7 protein-coding genes are annotated in these 6,547 nt (G+C 74.3%); 1 reads left to right on the forward strand and 6 read right to left on the reverse strand.

Annotated elements, in window-relative coordinates; all coding sequences use genetic code 11:
- Positions 1-190: 190 nt before the first annotated feature.
- From ACFVX9_RS35565 to ACFVX9_RS35590, 6 genes are all read right to left on the reverse strand, one after another.
- Entirely contained in the window at positions 191-1,390 is a 1,200-nt protein-coding gene (locus tag ACFVX9_RS35565) for an LPXTG cell wall anchor domain-containing protein (protein WP_387985929.1), read from the reverse strand.
- Between the two features lie 348 nt (positions 1,391-1,738).
- Positions 1,739-2,317: a flavodoxin family protein gene (locus ACFVX9_RS35570; RefSeq protein WP_063348561.1), complete on the reverse strand. Its 579-nt coding sequence runs from the start codon at positions 2,315-2,317 to the stop codon at positions 1,739-1,741.
- Between the two features lie 86 nt (positions 2,318-2,403).
- Positions 2,404-3,288: an NAD(P)-dependent oxidoreductase gene (locus ACFVX9_RS35575; protein WP_380378482.1), complete on the reverse strand. Its 885-nt coding sequence runs from the start codon at positions 3,286-3,288 to the stop codon at positions 2,404-2,406.
- Positions 3,289-3,377: 89 nt separating this feature from the next.
- A complete protein-coding gene (locus ACFVX9_RS35580) occupies positions 3,378-3,791 on the reverse strand; it encodes a hypothetical protein (protein WP_063348559.1) in 414 nt (137 codons plus the stop codon).
- A gap of 43 nt (positions 3,792-3,834) precedes the next feature.
- Positions 3,835-4,251: a PPOX class F420-dependent oxidoreductase gene (locus ACFVX9_RS35585; protein ID WP_107453052.1), complete on the reverse strand. Its 417-nt coding sequence runs from the start codon at positions 4,249-4,251 to the stop codon at positions 3,835-3,837.
- Positions 4,252-4,323: 72 nt separating this feature from the next.
- On the reverse strand, positions 4,324-4,881 hold the full coding sequence (locus tag ACFVX9_RS35590) for a heme-binding protein (RefSeq protein WP_363368367.1): 558 nt from the start codon (positions 4,879-4,881) through the stop codon (positions 4,324-4,326).
- A 134-nt stretch (positions 4,882-5,015) separates the two neighbouring features.
- Here ACFVX9_RS35590 and ACFVX9_RS35595 point away from each other — a divergent pair, with 134 nt between their 5' ends.
- Complete coding sequence (locus tag ACFVX9_RS35595) at positions 5,016-6,470, forward strand: sensor histidine kinase (protein ID WP_387985934.1); 1,455 nt, start codon at positions 5,016-5,018, stop codon at positions 6,468-6,470.
- Positions 6,471-6,547: the final 77 nt, after the last annotated feature.

Consider the following 6,547-nt stretch of genomic DNA (forward strand, 5'->3'; position numbering starts at 1 on the left):
CCCGCGTGGAGCCCCCACCACTGCCCCCCCCCCATCCGTCTCTTCCCCCCTCCGAAAGGACACCCGGTGCAAGGGAGGGGCCCCCCCGACGCCCCCGGAAGGTCCGTAAACAAGACGGCCGGGCGGCGCGGGCGGTTGTCAGGCGGGTACCGCCTCGGTGTGACGGCTGGAGCGTGCCTTGCGGCCGCGGTCAGCCCTGCGGGGCCGACTTGCGGCGGCGCAGCGCCACGAGGGTGCCGACACCGGCGAGCAGCACGGCGCCGCCGGCCACGGCGATGGCGGTGGTGTCGTCACCGCCACCGGTCTGGGCCAGGGCCTTGTCGCCGTTGTCGGCGGCGGCCTTGGCCTTGGTGACGGCGGCCGGGGTGAGCGGCGGCGGGGTGAGGGTCGGGACGGCCACCGGGAAGTCGATCGGGCCGGCGGTGTCGCCGTTGCCGTCGGCCGGGGCCGGGGCGGAGGTCGACGCGGAGGCGGAGCCGGACGGCTCGCCCGTGGCCGGGGTGGTCGGGGTGGTCGGCGGGACCGAGGGCGACGGCGTGGTCGGCTCGGCGCTCGGGGTGGCCGAGGTGGTGGCCGTGGCCGTGGCGGTGGCCGTGGCCGTCGGCGACGTGCTCGCGGTCGCCGAGTGGGAGGGCGTCGGCGAGGTGGAGGTGGTCGGCGAGGTGGAGGTGGTCGGCGAGGTGCTCGCGGTCGGGCTGGGCTTGCCGGTGTGGGTCGGGGTGATGGTCGGGCTCGGCTTTCCGCCACCGCCCGCCTTGATCACGAAGCCCGCGCCGCGGACGCCGTCGCAGCTGAGGTGGCCCCCGTCGACCGGCGCGTGGGTCTCGTCGTCGAGCTCGGCGGAGAACACCACGGGGACGACGCCGGCCCGGCCGAGCGGCGCCTCCGAGGTGAAGGAGACCCGGACCTTGATCGAGAAGCTCTTGCCGTGGTTCACGACGAGCAGGTCGTCGTCGGTGGGGTTGCCGTCCTGGCCGAGGGCGCCGAGCAGGGTGAGGACGGACTTGTCCTTGTCCTCGCCGCCGTCGGCGGCGACCGAACCGGTCTGCCACTGGCCGCCGGGCAGCTGGTACTGGACCTTGAGGTCCTTCGCCTTGAGCGAGCCCGCCTTGTTCTTGAACTTGAGCAGCGGGAGGAAGAGGAAGTCGTGCTTCGTCGAGTTGTCGATCTTGAAGGTGAAGTCGCGGGCGTCGCCGCCGGCGATGAAGGTGCCGGGCACGCCGTTCACCGAGAGGTCGAGGCTCTGGTGGGAGGCCTTGCCGGCCGCCTGGGCGGCGGCGGACGGGGAACCGGTGGTGCCGACGGCCATGGCGCCCTGGGCGCCGGACAGCACGAGCGAGGACGCGAGCGCGGCGACGCCGGCAAGGGCAAGACTGCGACGTATGGACAAGGGAGACCTCACGGAAGAGTCCGGGCGAGGCCCGGGGCGCGGCGGGGCGGGCGGCCGTGGACGCCTCGAACCCCTCGCGAAGCTTGAAAGTCCGACGGAGATTACCGAAGGATCCGGCCACTCCGGAAGGCGGGTGTCACGCTGGGGACCACTCACGGGACGGGAGTGCCCGAATCGCCCAATTCCGTCCTGCGGTAAGGCTTTTGCTCTTTGCCGAAAGATGACCGGAGAGTGACGGGTACACGCCCGGAGGACCGTATCGCACGGCCTCGCGTAGCGTGAAGCGATCGGTTGTGTGAACGTCCGGTGAGCGCCCGTGTGAGCGCCCGCCGGAACGGGTGCGCGGGCTCAGCCCGTGAAGAAGGACTTGGCCGCGATCAGCGCCCGCTCGTCGCGCAGCACGTCCCCGGGGCGGGTGCCGTTGCCGAGCAGCGCGCCGCCCCAGCGCATCCCCATGTACTCGGCCGTCAGCCGGAGCGTGCCGATCAGCGGTTCGGCCTTGTCGTCCTCGGTGGCGAGGGCGGTGACGCCCCAGATGGTGCCGCCGCGCATCCGGGCACGGAAGTCCGCCCCGGGCTGCCGGAGCCAGGACGACCAGTGGTCGAGGTAGAGCTTCGCGCTGGTCGGCAGCGAGTACCAGTACAGCGGTGCGACGAAGACCAGGTCGGTGGCCGCCGACGTGGCGTCCAGCAAGGTCCGTTCATGACCGACCGGCTCGGGGTAGCGGCCGTCCCCGACGTGCCGCAGGTCCTCGAAGGGCGGCAGCGGGTGCTCGCTCAGCCGCAGCCAGCGCTGCTCCGACCCGGCCGGCAGGCTCGCCTCGGCGGCCAGCCGGGCGAGTTGCTCGGAGTTGCCGCCGGCACGCGAACTGGCGTCGAGGAACAGAAAGGTGCGCGGCGCCTCGGCGCCCGCCGGCTGGTCAGCCATCGAAACTCCCCCGGTCGGTGGTGCGGATGGAGGTGCGAGCACCCCCCGCACCCCGGTTATTCCACGTCCGGAGCCCGGGAGTTCACTCAGGCGGGCAGGCCGGCCCGGCGCCGGGCGACGGCCGCGACGGCCGCCCAGTCCTTGTCCGCGTCGCCGTGGGCCAGCGCGTCCAGGAAGGCGTCCCGCAGGATGCCGCCGAACGGGAGCGGGACGTTCCGCGCGGCCCCGGCCTCCAGGGCCAGGCCGACGTCCTTGAGTCCCAGCGGCAGTCTGAACCCGGCCGGCTCGTAGCGGCGTTCGGCCACCATCGCCCCGTAGCCGGAGTAGACCGGCCCCGGGAACAGCGTGCCGGTGAGCATCTCGACCAGGTCGGTCGGCCGGACGCCGTGGGCCTCGGCCAGGCTGCACGCCTCGGCCATCGACTCGATCGCGCAGGCCAGCAGGAAGTTGGTGCTGATCTTGGCGGTGTTGGCCTGTCGCGGGCTCGCACCGAAGTGCCAGGTGCGCTCCCCCATCGCGGCGAACAGCGGCTCCGCGCGGGCCAGCAGCTCCGGCGCGCCGGCGGTCAGGATGTTCAACCGGCCGGCCGCCGCGACCGGCGGACGGCCGAGGACCGGGGCGGCCAGGTAGCCGATGCCGTGCTCGGTGTGCAGCGCCTCGGCGCGCTCGGCGAGCCCGACGGAGATGCTGGCCATGTTGACGTGCAGGGTCGTCGCGGCGCCCGCGAGCAGGGCGGGGTCGAGCAGCAGCCGTTCGACCGCCTCGTCGTTGGCGAGCATGGAGACCACGGTGTCGGCGGCGTACACCTCGGCGAGCGTGCCGGCCGCCTCGGCGCCCTCGGCCACCAGGGCGGCCACCGGCTCGGGCGAGCGGTTCCAGACCCGGACGGCGTGGCCGGCCCGCAGCAGGCTGCCGGCCATGCCCCGCCCCATCGCGCCCAACCCCACGAAGCCGATCGTCGCCCCGGCCATCGCACACTCCCGTCGCCGTCACCGCCACCGTCACCGCACTGCGGATGACTGTACGTCAGGAGACGGTGGCCCCTGCGTACTGGACGGACTCACGCGCAGGCGCGCTCCGGCAGCCGGACGCGGCCGCGCTCCAGTTCGGTGACCACCCGGTGGCTCAGCAGCTCGTACTGGGCCTGGAGCCGGCCGGGGCGGGCCGGGCGGGCGACCGGACGGCCGGGGCTGACCAGTTCGTCCGGCCCGAACTGCTCGCGGGTGAGGTCGATCTCGATGCCGGTGGCGAAGCGGTTCCACCAGTGCAGATCCGTCCGGATCCCGCCGACGTGCACCTCGCCCATCATCAGCTCGCCGCCGAGCAGGTCGTGCACCACCATCGCCGTCACCCCGCACTGGCCGCGGGCGGGATTGTCGGGACGCCAGTGGGCCAGATCCTCGGGCGCACAGGTGTCGACACCCCAGGAGGAGCGGATCGCACGTTCGATGTCGTTGAGGGTCCACGCCGTCATACCGGGAAGCCTGCCATGCACCACTGACAGCGGCACCGGCTTTTCAGAGGGCCACCCCGTGTTCTGCGGAGACCTTCTCGATCTTCACCCGAACGAGCAGTTCCCCCGGCACGCCGTTCCGGGCCCCGTACTGCTCCGCGACGTCCTCCCCCATGTACCGGGCGGCGATCCGGGTGGCCCAGGCGCGCACCTCGGCCAGGTCCTCGCTCAGCCGGGCGGTGCCCTGCACGAGGACGTACGCGAAGGGCGGCCGGTCGTCGTCCACGCAGATCATCACCCGGCCGTCGCGGGCCAGGGTGCGGCCCTTGACGGTGCCCGCACCGGTGTTGAAGACGAGCTCGTCGCCGTCCAGCAGGAACCAGACCGGCGCGACGTGCGGGCGGCCGTCGGCCCGGGTGGTGGCGAGCTTGGCGGTGCGGGTGCCCTCGGAGAGGAACGCCCGCCACTGGTCATCGGTCATCGTCGGCATACCGCCCATCCTGGCCGGTCGGCCCGCCCCGCGCACCAGGGGACGGGCCGACCGGCCAGGGGGTCACTTCGCCAGTGCGGCGACACCCGCCTGCGCGAACTGCTCGTCCAGGTCGCCGCTCGGCGCGCCCGCGACACCGATCGCCGCGACCGGGGCGCCCTTGGACTGCACCGGGGCGCCGCCGGCCAGGAACAGCGTGCCCGGGATGTCCTTGAGGGTCGGGGCCTGGGCCAGTCGCTTGGTCAGCTCCGAGGTCGGCGCGTTCCAGGAGACCGCCGTGAACGCCTTGCGCTGCGCCGACTCCGGGGACTGCGGGCCGGCGCCGTCGCCCTTGAGCAGCACCCGGGTGACGCCGTCCCGGTCGACGACCGCGACCGAGACGTGCTGGCCGGCCTTGGCCGCCGCGTCCAGGGTCGCCTGGGCGGCGCGGGTCGCGGCGTCGAGGGTCAGACCGGTGCTCTGGGCGAGGTTCTTGTTCTGGGTGTCGACCTTCACCGCGGCCGGCGCGGCCGGGGTCTCGGAGGTCTCGGCGCTGGCCGAGACGGCGCCCACGGTGGCGGCGAGCGCGGCGGCGGCGAGGGTGCCGGTCAGCACCCGGGTGCGCACGGAGATCTTCTTCATGGTCCAGCTCCTCAGCGGATCGGCGAACGGGATCGGGGCCGCCGGGCGGCAGGGGGTCCGCCCGGCTCCACCTCGATCCTCCGGCCGGGGCGGAGCCCGCCACATCGACGCTCCGGCGCGACCGCGCGGGCATGATGGAGGACAACCCCGTCAACCGATCGGCTGATGCGGGACCGGGCCGAACGGGCCACCATCGAGGGATCGGTGCAGGTCGGTGCGCCGGGCGCACCGGGCGCACCGTCGAGGCGGCCGGTGCCCGTCCCGGCGCCGATCGCCCGCCGAGGCGCCCAGGTGCCGACCGCCCGTCCAGCCAGGAGCCACCCGTGCAGCAGCCCCGCCCCGCCGCCGGTCACGACGCCGGCGACCCGGACGCGGGCCGCCTGGCGGTGCTGCTCGACTCCGCCTTCCTGCTGCTGCTCGCCGCCTCGCTCAGCCGCTACCTCACCCACCACCCCGGCAACCCCCGGATCCCCTGGGTGATCGGGCTGAGCATCGCCCTCGCCCTCGCCCAGCCGGCCGGCTCCTGGCTCGCGCACCGCCACCCGCCACCACCGCCGTCACCAGTGCCCACACCCACGCCCGGGGCTGAAGCTGCGCCCGACAAACGGGTTCCGCGTCGGCGCCGGTGGCCGCTGGCACTGGTGGTCGCGCTCTGGGTGGTGCTGGTGCTGCTCGCGCCGAGCTTCGCCTGGTGCGCCGTCCCGCTGATCTACACCGCGCTGCGCACGCTCCCCGCCCGGGCGGCGATCCCGCTGGTGGCGGCCCTGACGCTGCTGGTGGTGATCGCCGAGCTCCGGCTGGCCGGCGGGGCGGACGCCACCCTCGTCCTGCTGCCGTTCGCGGTAACCGCGCTCGCCACCGGCGTGTTCCTGTTCATGGACCGGCAGGACGCCCGGCAGCGCGCCCTGATCACCGACCTGGTCCGCACCCGGCGCGAACTCGCCGCCACCGAACGGCGGCAGGGCACCCACGCGGAGCGCGAGCGGCTGGCCATGGAGATCCACGACACCCTGGCCCAGGGGCTGTCCAGCCAGCAGATGCTGTTGCAGGCCGCCGAGCGCACCTGGGACACCGAGCCGACGACCGCCCGCACCCACGTCCGGACCGCCGCCGAGGTGGCGGCCCGCAACCTGGCCGAGGCCCGCCGCTTCGTCCACGACCTCGCGCCGGCCGAACTCGCCGACGGCCGTCCGCTCGACCAGGCGCTGCGCGCGCTCGCCGGGCGGGAGGCCGCCGAGAGCGGTCTGCCGGTCCGCTTCCACTTGGACGGCACGCCCGTCCCGCTGCCCGCCGCCGCGCAGTCCGCGCTGCTGCGGATCGCCCAGGGCGCGCTGGCCAACGTCCGGGAGCACGCCGGAGCGTCGGCCGCGGCGATCACCCTGTCCTACCTGGGCGACCAGGCCGTCCTGGACGTCGCCGACGACGGGCAGGGCTTCGACCCTGGCGCGGTCGGGGCGGCCGGCGGCCGCGGGTACGGGCTGCCCGCGATGCGCGCCCGGCTACGGCAGTTCGGTGGCACCCTGACCGTGGAGAGCACCCCCGGCGAGGGCACCGTCGTCTCCGCCGCGATCCCCCTGGAGTCTCAATGATGAAGTCAAGATGCCTGCGCGACCGGTGGGGCGGAGGTGAAGATCCGGTTGTCGCGCAGGAGCGCCCACAGCACGTT

The organism is Kitasatospora sp. NPDC058243, assembly GCF_042882025.1.
Taxonomy (GTDB): Bacteria; Actinomycetota; Actinomycetes; order Streptomycetales; family Streptomycetaceae; genus Kitasatospora.

Excerpts from the sequence above, each read along its gene's own strand:
- ACFVX9_RS35575 (WP_380378482.1), bottom strand. The coding sequence starts at position 3,288 with ATGGCCGGGGCGACGATCGGCTTCGTGGGGTTGGGCGCGATGGGGCGG.
- ACFVX9_RS35570 (WP_063348561.1), bottom strand. The coding sequence starts at position 2,317 with ATGGCTGACCAGCCGGCGGGCGCCGAGGCGCCGCGCACCTTTCTGTTC.
- ACFVX9_RS35595 (WP_387985934.1), top strand. The coding sequence starts at position 5,016 with ATGGAGGACAACCCCGTCAACCGATCGGCTGATGCGGGACCGGGCCGA.
- ACFVX9_RS35590 (WP_363368367.1), bottom strand. The coding sequence starts at position 4,881 with ATGAAGAAGATCTCCGTGCGCACCCGGGTGCTGACCGGCACCCTCGCC.
- ACFVX9_RS35585 (WP_107453052.1), bottom strand. The coding sequence starts at position 4,251 with ATGACCGATGACCAGTGGCGGGCGTTCCTCTCCGAGGGCACCCGCACC.
- ACFVX9_RS35580 (WP_063348559.1), bottom strand. The coding sequence starts at position 3,791 with ATGACGGCGTGGACCCTCAACGACATCGAACGTGCGATCCGCTCCTCC.